General features: G+C 47.4%; 10 protein-coding genes and 1 tRNA gene. 5 read left to right on the plus strand and 6 right to left on the minus strand.

Features of this window, described 5'->3' with window-relative positions:
• From WG89_RS10655 to WG89_RS10670, 4 genes are all read left to right on the plus strand, one after another.
• A partial coding sequence (locus tag WG89_RS10655; protein ID WP_153301526.1) for an efflux RND transporter permease subunit occupies positions 1-1,740 on the plus strand: 1,740 nt, incomplete at its 5' end.
• Positions 1,741-1,829: 89 nt separating this feature from the next.
• The gene (locus WG89_RS10660) at positions 1,830-2,852 is read left to right on the plus strand and encodes an efflux RND transporter periplasmic adaptor subunit (RefSeq protein WP_172806780.1); all 1,023 of its coding nucleotides are present in this window, start codon (positions 1,830-1,832) and stop codon (positions 2,850-2,852) included.
• Positions 2,853-3,041: 189 nt separating this feature from the next.
• Positions 3,042-3,118 (plus strand) — tRNA-Arg (locus tag WG89_RS10665).
• A gap of 159 nt (positions 3,119-3,277) precedes the next feature.
• Positions 3,278-4,606, plus strand: a complete 1,329-nt coding sequence (locus WG89_RS10670) for a protein kinase domain-containing protein (RefSeq protein WP_062265432.1) — start codon at positions 3,278-3,280, stop codon at positions 4,604-4,606.
• An 11-nt stretch (positions 4,607-4,617) separates the two neighbouring features.
• On the opposite strand, the gene WG89_RS10675 is transcribed toward WG89_RS10670, so the two are convergent.
• On the minus strand, positions 4,618-5,250 hold the full coding sequence (locus tag WG89_RS10675) for a DUF4329 domain-containing protein (protein WP_062265435.1): 633 nt from the start codon (positions 5,248-5,250) through the stop codon (positions 4,618-4,620).
• Positions 5,251-5,573: 323 nt separating this feature from the next.
• On the opposite strand from WG89_RS10675, the gene WG89_RS10680 reads away from it, so the two are divergent.
• Positions 5,574-7,787: a winged helix-turn-helix domain-containing protein gene (locus tag WG89_RS10680; RefSeq protein WP_062265438.1), complete on the plus strand. Its 2,214-nt coding sequence runs from the start codon at positions 5,574-5,576 to the stop codon at positions 7,785-7,787.
• Between the two features lie 290 nt (positions 7,788-8,077).
• On the opposite strand, the gene WG89_RS10685 is transcribed toward WG89_RS10680, so the two are convergent.
• The 5 genes from WG89_RS10685 to WG89_RS10705 all read right to left on the minus strand — a co-directional run bounded on the left by WG89_RS10685 (position 8,078) and on the right by WG89_RS10705 (position 17,441).
• Positions 8,078-9,724, minus strand: coding sequence for an ABC transporter ATP-binding protein (locus tag WG89_RS10685; protein ID WP_062265441.1), 1,647 nt, complete (start codon positions 9,722-9,724; stop codon positions 8,078-8,080).
• Position 9,725: 1 nt separating this feature from the next.
• On the minus strand, positions 9,726-11,117 hold the full coding sequence (locus WG89_RS10690; protein ID WP_062265444.1) for an ABC transporter permease: 1,392 nt from the start codon (positions 11,115-11,117) through the stop codon (positions 9,726-9,728).
• 13 nt (positions 11,118-11,130) lie between these two features.
• Complete coding sequence (locus WG89_RS10695; protein ID WP_062265448.1) at positions 11,131-12,108, minus strand: ABC transporter permease; 978 nt, start codon at positions 12,106-12,108, stop codon at positions 11,131-11,133.
• A gap of 70 nt (positions 12,109-12,178) precedes the next feature.
• A complete protein-coding gene (locus WG89_RS10700; RefSeq protein ID WP_062265451.1) occupies positions 12,179-14,347 on the minus strand; it encodes an ABC transporter substrate-binding protein in 2,169 nt (722 codons plus the stop codon).
• A 265-nt stretch (positions 14,348-14,612) separates the two neighbouring features.
• Positions 14,613-17,441 (minus strand): M16 family metallopeptidase, encoded by a 2,829-nt coding sequence (locus tag WG89_RS10705; RefSeq protein ID WP_062265453.1) that lies wholly within the window; start codon positions 17,439-17,441, stop codon positions 14,613-14,615.
• Positions 17,442-18,490 lie beyond the last annotated feature (1,049 nt).

The raw sequence follows: 18,490 nt of genomic DNA on the forward strand, positions 1-18,490 counted from the left end.
ACGACAGTAGCGATATTTCTTCCGGTTTTATTGCTGAATGATGTGGAAGGCCAACTGTTCTCTGACCTTGCTCTTACTATTGCAGCTTCCGTAGCCATGTCTCTCATTGTGGCTATGACGGTTTTGCCTGCTGCGGCAGCAGCCTGGCTACCAGAGCAGAAATTGACGGACAATTTTCAGTCTATCTGGGAAAAGCTGTCAGCCTTGATTATGAAACTGACAGCCACTGTCCGCTGTCGTCTGGCTATTATTGTCCTTCTGATGGGCTTCCCGGTTGTTTTGACGGAAGTAGCCATGCCGAGAATGGATTATCTGCCTGAAGTGAAGCGGGATGCCATTGATGTCTGGTTTAGTTTTACTCCGGGCACCAGTGTGGAAGCGGTGAAAACCGAGATTATGCCCACCCTGGTTGAACGACTGGCTCCCTATATGAAAGGGGAGAAAGAACCGGCTCTCAAAAACTATTATTTCATTCTCTGGCCCGGCGGGGCTTCGATGGGTGTCAGGGCTAAAGACCAGGAAAACGTCAAAATGCTGGAACGCCTGGTGATGGATGAGATTGTACAGGGCATTCCTGACACAAGAGCTTTTGGTGGGCAGGGTAACCTGTTTGGCGGCTTTGGTAACGGCAATGGCGTTAATCTTGCGCTTCTGTCCACTGATTTACCTGGACTCTATGAAGCTGCTGCACAAGCCATGCCTGTCATTACGGAGAAGCTTCCGGGAGCACGAGTTCGGCCGATGCCAGGGTTGGACTTTACGGCACCGGAGTTGCGTCTAACACCAGACGATCGTCGTTTGGCTGAAGTGGGCTGGTATCGCTCTAACCTGCCAATGGTCGTTAGAAGCCTGGGTGAAGGTGTTCAGCTGGGTGAGTATTTTGACGGTGAAGAGCGGATGGATATCATTTTGAAAGGTAAGGATATCCATTCTCCTGAAGTGCTTCGTTCTACCCCGCTGATGACCCCCTCGGGTTCCGTTGTTCCTCTGGGAGAATTAATTGAAGTCGAAGGTCTGCTAGGCCCAGCCACTATCTTCAGAATTGATCAGCGAAGAGCGCTCGTTCTTTCTATCAGACCGCCGGAAGGTATGACGCTGGAGGAAACTCTCCTTAAGGTAGAAAGCGAAATTTTGCCCACCATTAAACCGATGATGCCCACTGATGGGCAGATCAAGGTGGCAGGAAACGCCGACAGTCTGAAACAGGCCATTGGCAATTTGCTCAACATTTTTGGGTTTGCGCTGCTGATCCTGCTGATTTTGCTGTGGGGGCTGTTTCGTTCAGTGAAAGATGCTCTGATGGTTATCCTGACATTGCCATTAGCCACTGTCGGGGGTGTGCTGGCCATTCATTTGTTGAATCTGGTGACCTCACAGCCCATGGATCTGCTGACTATGGTGGGCTTTATCATTCTGCTGGGGCTGGTGGTGAACAATGCGATTTTGCTGGTGCATCAATCCAGAACCTTGGAGCGTCAGGGAGTGAATCGAACAGAAGCGGTTCATCAGGCTTTGCTGACCCGAATGAGGCCCATCTTCATGACGACACTGACCAGTATTTTTGGCATGTTGCCATTGCTGCTCAGTCCCACCACCGGCAGTGAGATCTACCGTGGATTGGCTGCGGTCATCGTGGGAGGCATGAGCATGAGTGCATTGTTCACATTATTACTGCTGCCTGCATTGCTGAGAATGGAATTTGGCAGGAAGGCAGAGGAAGAAAAGGTTGTTGCTGTTTGATCAACGACCAGAATAAAAATCAGAGGAAAAGGGATATCAACGTGTTTACAGAAGCAAGGTGGCTTAAGCAGTTAGGTCTGGCCTGTTTATTGAGTATAACTTCAGTGGCTGTAATGGCTGCCAGTACGGTCTCATTTGCTGAAGTGGAAGAAGAACTGAAAGCACCGGTCAGCTGGTTCAATGGTTCTGTGGCCAGTCAGCAAAAAGCTGAGTTGAGTGCTGAAATCAGTGGTCGTATTACCTGGCTTGCTGATTTTGGTCAGCAGGTGGAAGAAGGGGATGTTGTCGCCCGAATTGATGATCGTCAGTTACAGCTTCAGCTGAAAACCAGTGAAGTGGTATTAGGGAAAGCGAAAAGCAAACTCAAGTATCTGAAAAATGAGCTGGACAGATTGGAGGCACTGCATAAGAAACGGGGGATTTCCAGAACAGAGCTGGATAAAGCCAGGCACGATTATGATCTTGCCCGCTTGGACGTGGATTATGAGCAGGTGAATCTCGAAATTATTCAGGATCAGCTGTCCAGAACGGTTATCAAGGCGCCTTTTGCCGGTGTTGTGAATCAACGCTCCAAGCAGCCTAACGAACATATCAGTTCTGGTAGCCCTGTCCTTCAACTGGTGAATCCTGATGCTCTGGATATCCGGGTTCAGATTCCTATTGAGTTGGCAGCAACATTGGGCAGTAGTAGTCGTTTGAATATTCAAATGGATGAACAGCAGCAGCAGGCTGAAGTCTTTCAGCGGGGAGCCAGAGCTGATGCACAGTCCCGTCTGGTAGAAGTCAGGCTTGATCCAGAAAGTGATCACTGGTTACCGGGTTCACCGGTTAAAGTCGCTATCCCCATGAGTGCACCTGCTCAAGTAAAGGTGGTGCCAAGAGACGCAGTTATTTTAAGTGCTGTTGGCAGTGCGGTTTTCAAGATTCTGGAGAGTCCTGAAGGGGGGCTGACCGTCAAAAGAGTCTCTGTAGAAGTACTTTTTGGTGATGATGATACGGTGTCTGTAAAAGGAGATATCCAGCAGGGTGATCGAATCGTGGTAAGAGGTGCCAGCCGTTTGAGAGACAGTGAGCAGGTGGTGCTTCTGGAAGAGAATATCCCTGTTTCTTGATATAGGAGATTGATTTCTTGTTCAGTTGTTAAAAGTGCTAAGAATAGAAGGTGTTATAGCTTTGTAAGCCTATAGCGCCTTCTCATAAAGTGGCTGTTACTAAAGTACAAAGTCTGGTTTTATCAGAAAAATGTGCAGGCGGTTCCCCACCCACCGCCATCTCTTTTAAAGAGTTAAAAAGTTAGAAACGCGCTCGTAGCTCAGCTGGATAGAGTACCTGGCTACGAACCAGGCGGTCGGAGGTTCGAATCCTCCCGAGCGCGCCATATCGAGAAAGCCCACTTCGGATGAAGTGGGCTTTTTTCGTTCTATCTTCCTTCTATATAGAGCTCTCTGCTTCGTTATCCATTCTGACCCATCTGTTATGAATTTTGTGACCTGAACATTGCCTAATAAAGCATTCATTGATTTTAAGGATGCATATTATGGCCTACAGCTCTGGTCTATCCACTCAACCCACGGGTTCTAATCCTCAACAACCTTATTCCACCTCAGAGAAAGGAGCCGTGGCAGCCGGTACTTTTCTGGGTATGGCGGTAGGCGCTTTGATGCAGGAAGGCCGAGGCAGTGTGATGGGAGGCGCTCTGGGTTATCTGGTCTCCAATCAGGCTATCGGGCTTTATAAAGCTTTTACGGTGAAAGGAAGCCCTTTGTATCTTAAGAAAAGCTGGGCGGAACCTGTTTCAGCCAACGACCCCAGAGAATCCATGACAAAGCTGTTGGACATGCCCGAGCAGCAAGGGGTTGAGCTGGGCCAGGGTAACTTTTCTCGTGTTCAGAAATTTACCTGCAGGGAAGGCGAGCCTTTTGTTATCAAGTGGATTAAAGACGCTGAGCCGGGGCAAAGCTCTGACATGCTTGCGGACAGAGAAAAGTGGTTTGGATTGGAAAAGGGGGAGATTAATGGCTTGCAGTTGAACCAGCACCCTAATCTGGTGAAAACCTATGCTCTGTTAGTTCAGGATACAGGGAGCGGTCAATATTCCCTTATAAATCACCCTGAGCAGGTGAGCCCTGAATCAAGATCACAATACAAGGTGAAGGCTGTCATCAATGAGTGTATCGATGGGGTTGAGCTTAAAGTAGCCTCAACAGGGGTGCCGGAGTTGGGAATTGAGCCTGTTCCCGATATTTTATTTATGCCTGAGATGGCTATTAAGTTAGGCCTTCCCGTTTGTGAAGCCCTGGAATACCTGCATGCCAATGGTGTCGTTTATAGAGACCTGAAGCCAGAAAATATCATGATCAGACGTGGTGACCGTGAGGTTAAGCTGGTAGATCTTGGATTCAGCAAGCAGTTACAGCCTGGAGAAAAAACTTTCTCATTCTGTGGCACTCCAGAATTTGTGGCTCCTGAAGTTATTATCGGGGAGCATTCACACAGTTTTGAATCTGATGCCTGGTCGTTGGGGATCGTATTGCTTGAAATGGCAACGGGTAAAACTCCTGATCAATTCTCTATGGAGACCGGTGACCTTGTTGAGCAACCAGGAAACAACTTTGAGACATACCAGAGAGTGCTCGATTTTGGTGGAGCTAGCGGTGAAGAGAAAAAACGGTTCATCAGGAAGCATTTTGCACAAAGATTTTTTGAACATGACAAACTGTTGGATATCATTGTCGGCCTGACAGAGTTTGACCCGGAAAAAAGAATGAAAATTTCTGAAGCCTGTGAACAATTGAAAGTGCTCAGACAGAAATTAAAAACACAGGAACGGGTGGATTGGGTGTTCAGTAAACTGAGATTGATTTAAATCTCTGGAAACTACTCAGTACTGATTCTTACATGCTCACCGGCTCCATCTTTGACTTTCTTGCCTCTGGCACTGCCCTTGGCTGACCCTAAGCCAATCTTGCGAGCCTGATAGGAACTCAAAATCCTGTCACCGGGTTGAAATACTTTCAGGTAACCAGAACTGTCTGACAAGTAAAAAGGCTTGTTCCATTGTTGCACCAGTGCCGTATCGTATCTTGAGAAATAGTGTCTGGAGCCTTTCCCTGCACCATGGGTGTGCCAGAAAGCTATGACTTCATATTCTTTCGGGAACACAATCTCTGCATTGATTCGGTCTTCCCCTGATTCACCTGCCGCGACCGTATAATGGTAACTGTTGTTGGTTTTATGCTTTAACACTGCACCAATGTATTCACGGTCTTTCTCAATGGAAGTGGGGTTGTAAATATTGCAGGCGCTGGCAACGGCCTCTACTTCTGTAGAGAACGCTGGACTGATCCAGTAATCCCCTTTTTCTTTATTGCCCTGTTGTTGCGGATCGAATTCCCATTTAGCGGGTGCTTCGACCGACGAAGTATTGATTTGATCCATTGCCTTGACGGCTGTTGAAACCATCAATGCGAATGCTGTTGTAATGATGAACATCCAGGTTCTTCTTTCCATGACTGTTGAATTCCGGTTCTAAGCTTTTCGACGACAGTCTGGATTTCGTTAGTCCGTTTATCCTGAAGAAAGGGTCCGTTTATCCTTAAAAATAAAAAGGGAGGGTTTGGTCGTTTTGGCAAAGGTTTTCCAGTGGTTTTGAAAACCTTCGGAAAAGCTTCGGATATGACAAAAAGTGGTGTAGCATCAAAAATAGCTGAATAAAAAATCAAAAATCGTGCATTTGCAGTAAATAAGTTTGTGACATCTTTGAGATAATCTTTTACCTCTGCTCATAGTTGTATTTTCGAGCTCACAGCTGTTGTCATTGCAAAGAGGATTCAATGGACTGGAAGCAGGGCTTCAGGTTGGGTGAATGGACGGTTCACCCGGAGACAGGGATTTTTATCAATGGCGGTATCAAAAGGCATGCCGAGCCCAAGCTGGTGGATGTGCTGCAGGTACTGGCCAATCATCAGGGCAATGTCGTCAGTCGTGATGAACTCCTGGCTGAGGTCTGGCAGGATCTTGTTGTTTCCGATGAAGTGCTTACCCGTTGTATTTCAGAACTGAGAACTCTGCTGGGTGATACTTCCCGAGAGCGTCGCTACATTCGTACTGTCCCGAGAAGGGGCTATATGCTGGTGGCGGATGTGGAAGCTCTAGGCCATGATGTGCAGTCTACGGCGGACTCAGAAAAAGACCCATTACCTGAATTAGAAGCAGACTCAGCTGCTGAAAAAATTCCTGATCACCCTCCTTCAACAGCAACTTCCCCCAATCGTGATGCGCCATGGCCTGTGAGATTGATCATGGACTTTTTTGGTTTGTTGCAATCCATGATCAGTGCATTGGTGAAAGTGTTCAAATATTCCTTTGTCACTCTAATGCTCATCATCTTTATGGTTCTGGTGTATGCAGGCCTGATCAGAGACCCTGATCGTCCTTTTGCCAAAGTGCAGATAGAGATGGATGAAGCAGTGGAAGTGGGAGGGGATAGTTCAAATGAGGAAGCTCTGCTTGAAGTGGTGGATCTGGCTGTTGATGTAGGTCAGCAGGTTCAACAAGAGCTGGGTCGAAAAATAGCTATACAAAAAGGTGTGTTGAAACCGGGCGAAGAGGAGTTTGAAGGCACAAGCAGTTATGAAGCCTATGAACAATACCTTCTGGGTAGAAACTTCTGGCGAGTGAGAACCGAATCTTCTCTTAATAAAGCGGTTAATTATTTTAATAGAGCCATTGTTCTGGATGAAAGCTATGCCCAGGCCTGGGCAGGGTTAGCGGATACATTGGTGTTGAAAACCTTTTATGGCTTTGGTGAAAGGGCTGAATTACTGGCAGAAGCTGACCGAAGTTCAGCTCAAGCAGTAAAGCTGGCACCTGAGCTGGCAGAAGCCCATGCTGCCAGAGGCGTGTTTCTATCGGAGTCAGACAGGCTGGATGAGGCAATATCTTCCCTTAAAATGGCGGTTCGCCTGAAGCCGGATTTTTCCATGGCTCATATGTGGCTGGGTAATGCTTATTTGGGTCAGGGCATGGCTCGAAAAGCTTATGAGTCCTATAGCAGTGCTTACAACCTGGATCCTCTGCATACCTCGGTAAGGCTGAATTACTTGTCTGGATTAACATTGGTGGGTAAAGCTCAGGAAGCCCGTCTTCTAGCTGAGAAGTTTGCTCTGGATTCTGATGAGTTTATGCAGCTGCCCATAAAGCAGGCTGTTGCGGCTGGGTATTATGACCGGGCATTGGACCGCATCAGTATGCTGCAGGAACAGGGAAAAAATTTAAGTGGTCTGGAGCATAAGGCCATGCACTCACTGATTTATCTGAATCAAATTGATGTGGTCAAAGATCTGGTCAGAAACTCAGAAAAGCGTTCAGACTTATGGCAGGATTTCGTGCTACGTACCTTATTGGATTTGCGTGAACGCAATGCAGCCAGCCTGAAAATGACTCTGGCCAGTATTCAGCGTGAGCAAATCGATAAGAACTGGTGCAAAGGTTACACGTACGATCTACTGGCATCCCATGAACACTGGCTCAATAAAGATTGGTTGAAGGTGGAAAGAAGCTTTGCTGCTGTTGTTCAGAATACTCCGATTCAATGCCTTAAAGATCCTCAGCCCGTTATCACCGGTTATCTCTACCAGGCACGGGCTATGGAAAAACTGGGTGATTACGCCACCCGCACCCAGCATCTGAATTCGGCACGTAAGGCTATAGAAAGTAACTGGGCAAAAGGCTGGAGAAGCCCGGAGTTTATGGTGGCGGCTCTGGCATGGGCGTTGATAGAGGGTCAGGACGATGAGGCCAGACAATACCTTGAGTTTATGAGAGAGAATGGCATACAGCCCTGGGGCATGATTGCCATGATGCCTTTACTGGATGATTATCATGACGCTGAAGTGTTGAAACCTTATAAAGGAAGGCTACAACTCCATTATCTTCAACAGCAGGAAAGAGCGGCTAATTTGTCTTCTCAGCTAATGAAAGCTTTACTGAGTGCTGATAGATCATCGACAGATGATACGGTTTTGATACTTAATCGGTTTGTCTGAAATTTTATTGCAGAAGTTGGGTGTGCCAATAGTGCAGCCAAACGATAAATCCCATACCGCTCGCACTGAACCTGTCGAAGTGCATTACCAGCATCCTTCGACAAGCTCAGGATGAACGGGGTATGTATGAGCACTAAATCCCATACCGTTCGCACTGAGCCTGTCGAAGTGCATTACCAATTCTTCGCAAGTTCTGGATGAAGGGAGTATGTATAAGCATTAATGCTTGGCAGCGCTAGATAGTTTGGAGATATGCCTCCCACTAGTGCAGGAGGCAATATGACGAGAGATTAATGAACCTTCGGAACAGCACTCAAAAGCTTACGAGTGTAATCATGCTGAGGGTTGGTCAACACGTCTTCTGTATGACCCTGTTCAACAATCTTGCCGCCTTGCATTACGGCTACACGGTGAGCCAGATGTGGAATGATTGAAAGGTCGTGAGTAATGAACAGATAGGAAACCTGTAGTTCCCTTTGCAGTTCCAGCAACAGTTCCATGACTTCTGCACGAATGGATACGTCGAGCGCACTGGTCGGCTCATCACAAATGATCAGGTCAGGTTCAACTGCCAAAGCACGAGCTATCGCAATGCGCTGACGTTGTCCTCCTGAAAACTCGTGGGGGTAGCGATAGCGATGTTCGGGTTCCAACTGAACTCTTTTCAGCAGGGATTCCACTCGTTGTTCCCTTTCTGCTTTACTCAGACCCATCTGCAGGCTCACCATCCCTTCTTCAATAATGTCACCCACCGTCATACGGGGGTTCATGGAAGAGTAGGGGCTTTGGAAAATAACCTGGATCTTCTTGCGAAGAGGTAGCATTTCTTTGCGGGAGAATGCATTCACTTTCTGGTTGTTGTACCAGATCTCGCCTCCGGTAGCTTTTTCCAGATTCAGAATGGCACGGCCTGTAGTGGACTTGCCACAACCCGACTCTCCAACCAGAGCCAGTGTTTCTCCCTTGGCAATAGAGAAACTTATGCCGTTCACCGCTTTGGTGTAATCATGCACTCGTTGCAGCAGACCTTTACGGATCGGGAAGTGCACTTCCAGATTGTCGACTTTGAGCAAAGGCGCAGGATCGGCTGCCGGACGGTAAGAGTCCATATCCGGCAAACTGTTGATCAAACGACGACTGTACTCTTCCCTGGGATTCTCAAAGAAGGCATCGCAGGTGCCTTCTTCAATGATTTCACCTTTGTACATAACGCCGACACGGTCTGCAGTTTCACGCACAACACCCATATCATGAGTGATTAGCAGTACAGCAAGATCACGGCTGACGGTCAGCTCTTTAACCAGTTCCAGAATCTGCTTCTGGATAGTTACATCCAATGCTGTTGTCGGTTCATCGGCCAGCAGAATATCAGGTTCACAGGCCAGAGCCATAGCGATCATGACTCGCTGCTGCTGGCCACCGGACATCTGATGTGGATACCAGTCAACGCGTTTATCCGGATCAGGGAGGCCCACTTCCTCAAACAGCTGAATAGCCCGCTTTCTGATGTTACTGCCTGTCAGGTTTGTGTGGATTTTCAGTGTTTCAGCAATCTGGTCCCCAACTTTCTGAACAGGGTTCAGGGAGGTCAGGGCATCCTGAAAAATCATGGCAATTTTTTTACCACGGATACTGCCCATTTCCTGTTCAGTCAGGGCAAAAATATTGGTATCGCCTTGCTGGATTTTTCCACGTGTGATTTTCAGGGCATCAGGCAACAGACGCATGATTGACAGTGACGTCATGGATTTACCACTGCCTGATTCTCCCACCAGGGCAAAGACTTCGCCCTTGTTCAACTGAAAACTGACGTCTTTCAGGATACGGGTATCGGGCTGATGTCTGAGAACAACATTAAGGTTGGATACCTGAAGAGCCAGCTCTGTGCTTTGAACAGTTTTGGCTTCGGTCTCCCTTACGGCTTCTGCAATGCTCATATCAGGCAGTCTCCAACTTGGTTTTTGGGTCAAAGGCGTCGTTGACCAGATCAGAGAAAAGGTTGACCGAGAGAACCAGGGTAAACATCAAGACAAATGCACCAGCCAGATTCCACCAGATGGAGGGTTCACGAGACAATTCGGTACTGGCGAGGTTGATCATGTTGCCCCAGCTGGCCATGGCCGGATCAACGCCTACACCAATGTAGGAAAGAACCGCTTCGGCCAGAACCAGTCCACTGAAGTCCAGTACAAAGGAGATCAGGATGATGTGGCTCAGGTTAGGCAGAATATGGCGCCAGATGATTTGCAGGTGACTTACGCCAAAGGCATGAGCAGCCTGAACATAATCGAGTTGACTGATTTTCAGGGTTTCAGCCCTGAGTAGACGACATAGAGTGGTCCAGCTGGTGATACCCAGAATAAAGCAGAGAGCCAGGAACTTGGCGTCGGCTTTTTCCAACCCTACTTCAAAGTAGGAAGGGTTGTTGTTGATCCAGACCTGGAATAACAGAACAGAGGCTGCTATCAATAGCAGACCGGGAATCGAGATCAGGGTGGTGTAGATATACTGAACGGCGTCGTCCACCCAGCCTCGGAAATAACCGGCCATTATTCCCAGAGAGATAGCAATGGGCATGGTGATCAGTGTCGCCAGAGTGCCGATCAGTACACCGGTACGAATGCCTTTCAGGCTTTCGTAGAGTGTATCGTTACCGGCCTGGTCGGTGCCCAGAACATGGTAGAGGTTACCCATGGTGACAAGCCAGCCGAAGATGGCCATGATGACGGCAAAAGTCAGCCAGGCGGAAGACCAGGGTAGAGCGGGTTGATCGGACTGGCTGCGTTTGAGTATTAGCCAATGAATTCCAATTAATATACTGGCAAGGGCGAGTCCCAGCAGAAGGCCCTTGAAAGACTGAAATACAATATCCAGAGCTTTATCGTCAGGGCTTTCCAGGTGCTGACCACCGTAAGTCAATTCAGGGTAGTCACGAACCGTTTCACCGGTTTCTGTCTTAATGTTTTCCCGGTTCCAGGATTTCAGAGAGAAGGGAGAAGAGTAGGTTCTTTCCTGACGCTCACCCATTTCGCCCAGCATCAAATCCAGAACACTGTTGACGGTGTTACTGTAGTAAACCTGTTCAGAATCCTGTCCTTCTGCAGGAGGCAGTTCGCTCCGAAAATGCAGGGAGTCCAGAAGGGCAACACTGACGTACGCCATGATAATGACGAAGGTGCTCATCCCCAGCTTGGTAGAAAATACTTCACGCCAGCGGGCTCTGTTTTCAGGGTTGCGTCGAAGGGTGTAGATAAAAAACGACACCAGTCCGACCAGAATAAAGATCAGTACATCGGTCCAGAGGACAACGGGTTTAAACGCTAAATCCATTTCAAGCCCCTCCCTAGTTCAGTCTTACCCGGGGGTCAGCCCAGGTGTATGAAATGTCAGTCATGATCAGGCCGGTGATATAGAGCACTGATCCCAGGAAAACCATGGCACGCACGATGGCAAAGTCCTGTGCGCGGATGGCATCCAGCATGTAGCTACCCAGGCCTGGAATACTGAAGAAAGATTCCATAACCAGGCTGCCCATGAACAAGGTTGGGATAACGACAACGACGCCTGTCAGGATAGGCAGCATGGCGTTGGGCAGAATATGACGGAACAGTACGCCTGCCTCACTCACACCTTTGGCTCTGGCTGTTCGGGAGAAGTCCTGACCAGAAACATCGATAAACAGGGTTCGGTACCAGCGGGCTCCGGCCCCAATACCGGCCAAAATACCAATAATCACCGGAAGTATCAGGAACCGCCAGCCGTCAAGGCCATCATTGAATCCGGAGACCGGTACTAGCTTGGAGAGTTTTGCGATCGAGTACTGCCCGACAATAATGTAGAAGAGATAGGATATGGACATCAGGGTTACAAAGACCGAAACCGCAAAACGATCAAGGCGGCTACCCCGGAACATAAGCACCATAAGGGCTACACAGATATTAACCCATATACCCACAACAAAAGTGGGCAGCGCGAGGGCCAGACTGGGGCCCATTCGGTCAGATATATCTGAGCTGATGTCTCTGCCTTCGTCTGAACGCCCAAAATCAAAAGCAAAGAGTTTGAGTGACTTGTTGAAAAAGATAGTCTCAGAGAATGAGTTCAATCCTTCTGATTCACTATTGTAGAAAAGAGGATCATCGTAGCCTTTTTCTTCAATCCAGTTACTGATGGCGTCCTCAGTCACGTATTTATCACCCAGGTGGGCTCTGGCCATATCTTCCGGAGTGTTCACCACGAAAAAGAGCAGAAAGGTCAGCACGTTGACACCGATAAGGATCGGCAGTGCGTAAAAGAGTCTTCTTAGTATGTATACAAGCATATTTTTGTAACCCTGAAATCTCTGGAGTCGGACACTGGATCGCAGTGCCCGTCCGACATAGTTCTTATAATTATTCTGTTTCGATGGTCAGTTTTTGCCTGCGACGGTAGGCGCCTATTCCGGGAATAATCAGAGCCAGCAGTAAACCAATACTGCCCAGTAATGGCACTACATTGGGCGAGTTCCAGGCGACCTGTTTTTCTTCCCTGATGTTCTGATCAATACGAACGTATTTCAGAGTTCCCTGGCTGATACCGTGTCGTTTAGTGTTAAAGACCCACTGATTGGAAAGAAAGTAGTCTTTGTCGTTCATGCCCCAAATCCAGGGGCTGTCTTTTTGAACGATTTCCACCATCTGGTTGATGGCAGCCAAGCGCTCAGGGCCATTGGGTAAGGCCTTCACTATATCGTAGAGACGGTCAAACTCAGGGTTGTCATAGTTGCTGCTGTTACTGCCGTTACATTCGCACTTAACCAGTCCCTGACGACTGTCCAGAAGGAACAGGAAGTTTTCTGGGTCAGGATAATCTGCCAACCAACCCCAGCGGAAAATCTGGGTATTTCCCTGACGCATTTTTTCTTTGAAGCGAGGGTAGTCTGTTGTGCGGAATTCCAGTTGAATATTGAGCTTGGCAAACTGTTTTTTATACCAGTCTGCAGTAGGACTATTATCCTTTGCAGTCGTGTCCATATATAGAATTAAAGGCTTTCCGGTTTCAGCATTGCGCCCGTTGGGATAGCCCGCTTCAGTTAACAGTTGTTTTGCGTAGTCAATGGGCTTTCGAACAGCACTTTGGGTTTTCTCATCCCAGCTGAACAGGTAAGCGTTCATACCTTCCTGGCCAGACTGATAGCCATAAAGTCCTGGTGGAATAGGGCCATGTGCAATCTGTCCGATACCATTTCTGAAAATGTCGATATATTCCTGATCATTAAAGGCGATGCTGATGGCTTGACGGAGTTTTCGTTTATCTTCGGTATAACCGCCCACTACAGGGTCAAGCATGTTGAAGCCTGTGTAGAAAATTGAGGGGCGGTTTTCTTCGTCAACAACGACATCTATCTGTTCCAGCTTTTCAGTCAGCTCAATACCATCCGGTCCAACCGTGAACGCCTGGTCAAATGTGGCAGTGTTAATATTTGAACTGCCATCACCGGAGCGGTCGTAATAGCCTTGGGTGAACTTGCTCCATTGTGAGGTGGTTGCTTTTTCAAAGCGGAAAATGGCTTTATCAATGAAGGGAAGTCTCTTGCCAGCATCGGCAAGGTAGCCTTTTTTGGCGTCGCTCTCAGTGCCTTCAGTCGGGTAAAAATCGTCCCGGTAATTCGGGTTTTTCTCCAGAATGATTTCACGGTTGGGCGTATTACGGGTCATCATGAATGGCCCGGTACCAATCGGGTTCCAGTCCATTGTCAGATTTTTCTTCTCGAAGCCGGGATTGTGGTAAAAACGATCGGCTTCAAAAGGAATGGGGGCGAAGAATCGCATGGCCAACCAGTATTGAAACTGGGGGTATGAACCTTTAATGCGGATGGTGAAGGTCAGGTCATCAATTTTCTGAAGACCTTCCATGTCAAAGTCACGCAGATCAAGCCATTGTTCGTCTTGTCGGGCGTCTTTGACTTTTTTACCAAACTCTTTCATACCCACGATGTAGTCTGACATGAGCCCGATCAGTGGAGACTTGTTGACGGGGTCACCCATGCGCTTGATCTGATAAATATAATCATCAGACGTCAAAAGACGTGTAGCCTTTTCGGGAAAATCTTGTAGAAGTGTGTAAGGTGCACTTTCTTCCGGGGTACTGAAAATATAAAGTGGGTTGCCTTCCTGGTCTTTGGCAAAAGCAGGGTGAGGCTGATAGAGCGTACCGGGCTTGAGCTTTATGGTGATCAGACTGAAAGCTGGTTCTTCATTTTCTGCAGCAGGTTCCAGCTGATCATTAAGAAAAGTGATCTCAGGAAGTTTTTCAGCGGTAGCCGGTTCCAGTTCATATGGGCGTTTCAGAAAATGATACTGCAACGGTGGTTCGTAAATTTGATCCAGGATCAATCCTTCTTCTGAGCTATAGGATCGAACAGGGTCAAGGTGTTTGGGACGAGTGATAAAACTGCCGAAGTAAGTGTTCAGCTCAGGATCTGAAGGTGGGTTGGGGTCATTCCAGGGGCCTGAGCAGCCCGTCAGCAGGGTAGCCGCTGTCAGTGTGGCAGCCAGATACCTGGTTGCTTTTCGGTTCATAATAACTTCATTCCCGTTATTTTAATTATTGTTTGCAGCCATGAGCTTTTCATAACTGGTGCCTCAGGGTTACTGAAGCATGTCCTTTGTGTGCAGTCTCTTTTTGTAAAGAGTCGGGTAATGTCTGCCCAGTTGCCTTGATCTCGGATTCTACTTATTTGTCAAGGAAACGTCATCATGAAGATTACATTACTCTTCAATTTTTGACGAAGTATGGCTGGAAAAGCAAAAGCGACTTTAGACGTCTAAAGTCGCTTTTGAATACTTAGCCCTTGGGTTGCAGTATTTCTACTTCACCCAGTCCCAGTTCTCGTACTTCTTTCTCGATTTTTTCAAGATCTCCTACCACCATCCAGATCATGGTTTCAGGATCTAATCGCTTGTCTCCGGCCTCTCGAACGGATTCAGTATCGACTCCCTTGAGAAGGTCGGCGTACTGTTCCAGGTAGTTTTCAGGCAGGTTATAGGTTTCAACACGGCTGATGGCGTTAAGCAGTCGATCATTAGTTTCAAAGCGTCCGGCCTGCTCTTTGAGGCGGTTGTCCCTGTAGCGGGTCACTTCATCCTTAGAAGCCATTTCATTGCTAAAGACCGCTTTCAGCTCATGACGAATTTCTTCAAGAGCGGGACCGGTTTTATCGGTCTGAACGGATGTGCGGATCAGGTAGGGTCTTTGTGCTTTGGTGTCGCGGCTGTAGGAACGGGCACCATATGACCAGCGTTTCTCTTCCCGCAGGTTCATATTGATTCGGGAAGTGAACTCTCCACCCAACAGATCATTAAAGACGCTGAAAGAAAGCTCTTCATCCAGCTGGTCTGAAGATAATGCAGGCAGCAATTGTGCCACTGCAATGGTGGACTGCTGGGCATCAGGCTGGTTGATCAGGTACACCTTGGGCTTTTCCGGTTTGTTTATTTCAGGGAAGTGCAGTTGTGGGATAGCCTGCTCCGGTGCCTGCCATTGAGCCAGGTTGTTCTCCAGAACCGGCAGCAACTGTTCAAGCTCTACATCCCCCACCAGAAACAGTGTGGCGTTATCCGGACGAATCCAGTCGTTATAGTAATTGACCAGGGTCTGGCGCTTGATATTGCTTAATGTCTCACTGTTCCCTGAACCGGTAGCCGGTGTTGCGTAAGGGTGCTCAGAGCTATACAGAACATGGGGCAGCTCTCGCTGAAGCAGCGAGGTGGGCGTCGTTTTCTCTTGACCTATTTGCTGGAGTGTTCGCTCCTGCAGCTGGTTAATATCTTGTTGATTAAATCCGGGTTGGGTGACCATCTCATTAAGAAGGTTCAGGCTGGGGGCCAGATTTGCAGAGAGACTGCTTACATTAACAGAGGCATGGTCCCCGGAAATGCTGGTAGACAGAGTGGTACCCAGTTTATCCAGCTCACTTTGTAGAGCTGCACTGTCGAGCTTTTCATTACCTTCTTTCAGCATGTCCAGAGTGAAGCCGGGGACACCAGAGCCATAAAACTTATGGCTGGATAATCCACCATTAAATTGCAAACGCATGGATACCATGGGGGTACTGGTGCGATTAGCGAGCACCACTTTGAGTCCGTTACTCAGTTCTGTACGTTGAATGTCCGGCAAATCCAGTTTTTTTCCTTCACCCACTTCTGGTAGCTGGCTTCTATCAGCGCCCTCTGTTGCTGCTGTGTACTTGAGGTAGGGCACAACCGTTTGTACATACACTCCGTCTGTTAACCATTCTTCTCCAGTCGCTTGAATGGATTCCGGTGTGGCTTCGGCCAACTGCTGGGCGGATGTTTTATAAAAACCGGGGTTGCTGTGATAAACCTCTCCGAAGGCCAGAATATCGGACTTGCCACCAAAGCCGCCCACTCTCTCTGTCTCACGAATAAAGTCGGATGTAAATCGAATGCGAGCCTGATCCAGCTCTGCTTGATTTACGCCTTCCTGAAGAGTTTTGTCTAATTCTTCGCGAATGATAGCTTCGATCTTGTTCAGATCAGCGTCCGGTTTTGCATCAGCGCTGATGTAAATCTGACCAGCCAGAAGTCTTGAGTAGACTGAAGCTGAAACATCTGTGACCAGTTGTTCTTCCTTCACGAGCCGTTGATAGAGCCTTGAGCTCTGGCCGTCACCGAGAATAGATGCGAGCAACTGGATCTCAATATTTTCCTTGTCGCCGTCCTGGGGTATGTTCCAGCTCAGAGTTAATCTGGGTTGAGTGACATGGTCTTGTATTAAGCGACGTTTTTCACCTGTTCGCTTGGCAATCCAGGCACCGGGGATGCTCAGTGGTGGTCCAGGCTGGATATCGGCAAAGTATTTGCTGACTTTTTCTTTTGCTGTTTTTTCGTCGATATCACCTGCCAGCACAATCACCGCGTTGGACGGTCCATAGTATTGTTTAAACCATCCCTTGACGTCTTCAAGGCTGGCAGCATCAAGATCTTCCATTGAGCCAATCACGGACCAGGAGTAGGGGTGACCGACAGGGAAAGTATCCTGCGCCATTTGTCCCCAGGACTTTCCATAAGGTCGGTTTTCCCCCTGACGCTTTTCGTTTTGTACCACTCCCCGTTGAATATCCAGCTTTTCCTGAGTCACTGCACCAAGGAAATGACCCATGCGATCGGATTCCATCCAAAGAGCCATATCCAGGGCTTGAGTGGGCACTGTTTGGAAATAATTGGTGCGGTCATTGTTGGTGGTACCGTTCATATCGGTAGCACCGGCACTGAGAAAGGGAACAAAGAAGTCGTTGTTAAAGTTCTCGGAACCATTGAACATCAAATGCTCAAAGAGATGCGCAAAGCCGCTCTTTCCAAAGGGTTCATCTTTTGAGCCCACCTTATACCAGACATTGACCGCTACAACGGGCGCCTTTCTGTCTTCGTGAACAACAACGGTCAGCCCGTTATCCAGAACAAATTTTTTGTAAGGGATATTAACTGTTGGAAGAGGCTGAGAGTGTGCAGATGATAACGAGGAGACATTCTTTGCCTCAGATGAGAGCTGGCTGCAACCCGTTAACATTACGGAGGCTGTAATCAGAGCGGCTAAAGCTTTTCGTTTGAATAGTTTAGGCTGGCCGGCGCCAGCTGTTTTCTTATAATTCATTGCGACGGGCACTCTCTTTTTGATTTGACGCTCAATCGGATTAGATTTGAGCGTTAACGTCCATGCTTTTGGCTATTGCATTGATTGCAAGGCTGATTAGCTCATCTGCTTGTAGTGATCAATGCAAGTTTATTGGTTGAATAATGTCCATAAATTACAGTGGTTGAATAGTCAGGTTATATTCAACCCAATCTGAATTGATCTCTTGTATATTATTTACGCTGCTTAATAAAGAGCGAAAATTCTATTTCATAAATTTTATCAAGTCACGGCCCAATTAATTCGATTTAGTTGCATACACGACAGTAATTAGCTAAATATACTAAATAAGTGAATAAAAATTCATAATAAGTTAAATTTATTTTTATTGGTTTTTTGTAAGGTTTATTTGGTCTGGAAGATTTCGTGAAGAGAATCACAAACTCAAAATATCTTTTGACGAATTTTTCTTTATAAATGGAGGTGTGAAACATGACTGTATCCCTTGCTGCAAAGGGCTCGTAGCTAATTACTCCGGAGCTTGGTTCAGTGTTTAATTACTGTGCTTAAAATTTAACCGATATTTATTGTTGATTTTACGTATTGAAAAGATTTAAATTCACACTGCGTCACAATTTTGAAACAGTCGTATGCTTTCAAGAAGCATTACAGGAAGTAAGCAATACGAAGTTCATTCTACCTAGTGTTGATTGAATAATAGTCTGTTAAAGCTGCTTTTTAATCTGATTAAATCGCAGGGCGCTGATGTATTTCCTGTAAAAAGATCAAATTTATAGGTAAGCCGGAAAATATCGGTGAATAAAAAATAAATGCCAGTTTTATTACTCGCTGTGATGGAACAGGCAGTAGAGCAAAAAGGCTATTAGTCTGATGCTCTCCTGGGCTGGAGCCCCTTTAATGTATTAAACCTGTTGGGGAAACAGGTGTTAGTAGTTGCGTTTTGAGGGATTACCTCAGGTGTCTGAATTCTATCAAATGTTGATAGAAAGACAGTCGAGAGGTCGCCTGCCGGGAATGGCGGTGTAGTGGCAAGGAGCCAAAAGCTCAAG

It is taken from the genome of Endozoicomonas arenosclerae (assembly GCF_001562015.1).
Taxonomy (GTDB): Bacteria; Pseudomonadota; Gammaproteobacteria; order Pseudomonadales; family Endozoicomonadaceae; genus Endozoicomonas_A; species Endozoicomonas_A arenosclerae.

What these genes read in the sequence shown, in the direction of transcription:
- WG89_RS10705 (WP_062265453.1), bottom strand. Translation starts at nt 17,441, where the DNA reads ATGAATTATAAGAAAACAGCTGGCGCCGGCCAGCCTAAACTATTCAAA.
- WG89_RS10675 (WP_062265435.1), bottom strand. Translation starts at nt 5,250, where the DNA reads ATGGAAAGAAGAACCTGGATGTTCATCATTACAACAGCATTCGCATTG.
- WG89_RS10680 (WP_062265438.1), top strand. Translation starts at nt 5,574, where the DNA reads ATGGACTGGAAGCAGGGCTTCAGGTTGGGTGAATGGACGGTTCACCCG.
- WG89_RS10685 (WP_062265441.1), bottom strand. Translation starts at nt 9,724, where the DNA reads ATGAGCATTGCAGAAGCCGTAAGGGAGACCGAAGCCAAAACTGTTCAA.
- WG89_RS10700 (WP_062265451.1), bottom strand. Translation starts at nt 14,347, where the DNA reads ATGAACCGAAAAGCAACCAGGTATCTGGCTGCCACACTGACAGCGGCT.
- WG89_RS10690 (WP_062265444.1), bottom strand. Translation starts at nt 11,117, where the DNA reads ATGGATTTAGCGTTTAAACCCGTTGTCCTCTGGACCGATGTACTGATC.
- WG89_RS10695 (WP_062265448.1), bottom strand. Translation starts at nt 12,108, where the DNA reads ATGCTTGTATACATACTAAGAAGACTCTTTTACGCACTGCCGATCCTT.
- WG89_RS10670 (WP_062265432.1), top strand. Translation starts at nt 3,278, where the DNA reads ATGGCCTACAGCTCTGGTCTATCCACTCAACCCACGGGTTCTAATCCT.